Here is a 1,605-nt window from a genome sequence, read left to right as displayed (position 1 = left end):
GGCACAAAAATCCTACGTCTTATTCAGGAATTATGCACCCCCGGACTATCCTATCCTTAACCGGTTGAATATATCCGTTGAGCTTGGGGCGTTGAGGTCGCAGTACAGAGAGGTTATCCTTGATGCTATTACCAGGCTGTTTTTTGTGGGTATCTTTTTTATTATAGCCGCCATTTTTATTGCCATCAGGATGGGTAACAGTATATGCAGGCCGATCCTGACGCTGTGTACCAGGGTTGAGAAGTCCCACGAAGGGGTTGTCAAGTGCAGTCCGTTGGGGACAGACGATGAGCTGGAACTCCTGGCCGGTATCTTCGACACCAGGACAGAGCAGATGCAACAGGAGATAGTACAACGCAAAAATGCAGAGACAAACCTCAAAAGCGCCTACGATGACCTGGAGTTGCGTGTGCAAAAACGCACGGCAGAGCTTGCCAGTGCAAAAGAGGCCGCCGAGGTATCTGCCAGGGTCAAGGCCACCTTTTTGGCAAACATGAGCCACGAAATCAGGACCCCCATGAATGCAATAATAGGCTTTGTCGAACTGCTCATCGATAGCTCCAGCATGACAGTCACTGAAACAAAACGCTACCTGAGCATCATCATGAATTCGGCACATACCTTACTGGGGTTGATAAACGATATCCTCGATATCAGCAAGCTGGAAAGCGGTAAGATGACCATGGAACTGAGGTCTTTTAACCTCAGCGACTTGCTAGGGAGTCTGCACCAAATGTTTGACGTCAATGTACGTGAGAAAGGACTCGATTTTGCCTTCAGCGTTGATTCAAGCCTTGCCGGCAGCAATTTCACAAGCGACCCATTGCGTCTGATGCAGGTACTGATAAACCTTACAGGTAATGCCATCAAGTTCACAGAAAGGGGCAGCATACGCATATCCGTATACTCACACACGGAGGCAGACCTCGTCTGCTTTGACATCATCGATACGGGGATCGGTATATCCGCCGACAGAATAGATAGTATATTCGATGCCTTTACTCAGGCTGATAGCTCAACGACACGACGCTTTGGCGGCACGGGCCTTGGCACGACAATCTCCAGGCAACTGGTTGAGATGATGGGTGGCCGCATATGGGTGGAAAGTCAACCCGGCAAGGGGAGTACATTTCACTTTACCGTCAGCATGAATCGGACAAATGAGCCGGCACAGTACATGTTCAGAGGCGTGGATGTCAACGATGGCAGCGTGCATACGGCAAAACCACACAGGCTCTTTCGGATACTGGTTGCAGACGACCTTGAAGAAAACGTTGTCTTGCTAAAGACTCGTCTGCAACGTGAGGGACATACCGTATTGGTGGCCAGGGATGGCATAGAGGCAATTGAATGTTTTAAGGATAATCCCGTTGACCTTATCCTGATGGATATACAGATGCCCAATATGGACGGAGTTGAGGCCACAGGACATATTCGTGCCATGGAAGCGGCATTACCGGCGTCATCATCCGTTGCCAATGTCCCGATACCCATTATTGCCTTAACGGCAAGCGTAATGAGTGACGAGGTAGACGGCTATATACACAATGGCTTCAACGCCGTTATTGGCAAGCCTGTCAACTTCAGTCAGCTTTTTAATACAAT

Annotated in this window: 1 protein-coding gene; it reads left to right on the top strand. The window is 49.2% G+C overall.

Going from position 1 to position 1,605, the window contains the following annotated elements:
* The coding region (locus HWQ67_RS17980) for an ATP-binding protein (RefSeq protein WP_218254070.1) at window positions 1-1,605 on the top strand (1,605 nt) is incomplete at both ends.

Source organism: Candidatus Magnetobacterium casense, from assembly GCF_019173545.1.
Classification (GTDB): domain Bacteria; phylum Nitrospirota; class Thermodesulfovibrionia; order Thermodesulfovibrionales; family Magnetobacteriaceae; genus Magnetobacterium; species Magnetobacterium cryptolimnobacter.
The sequence above is the reverse complement of the archived record's forward strand: the minus strand, read 5'-3'. Positions and strand labels throughout refer to the sequence as shown.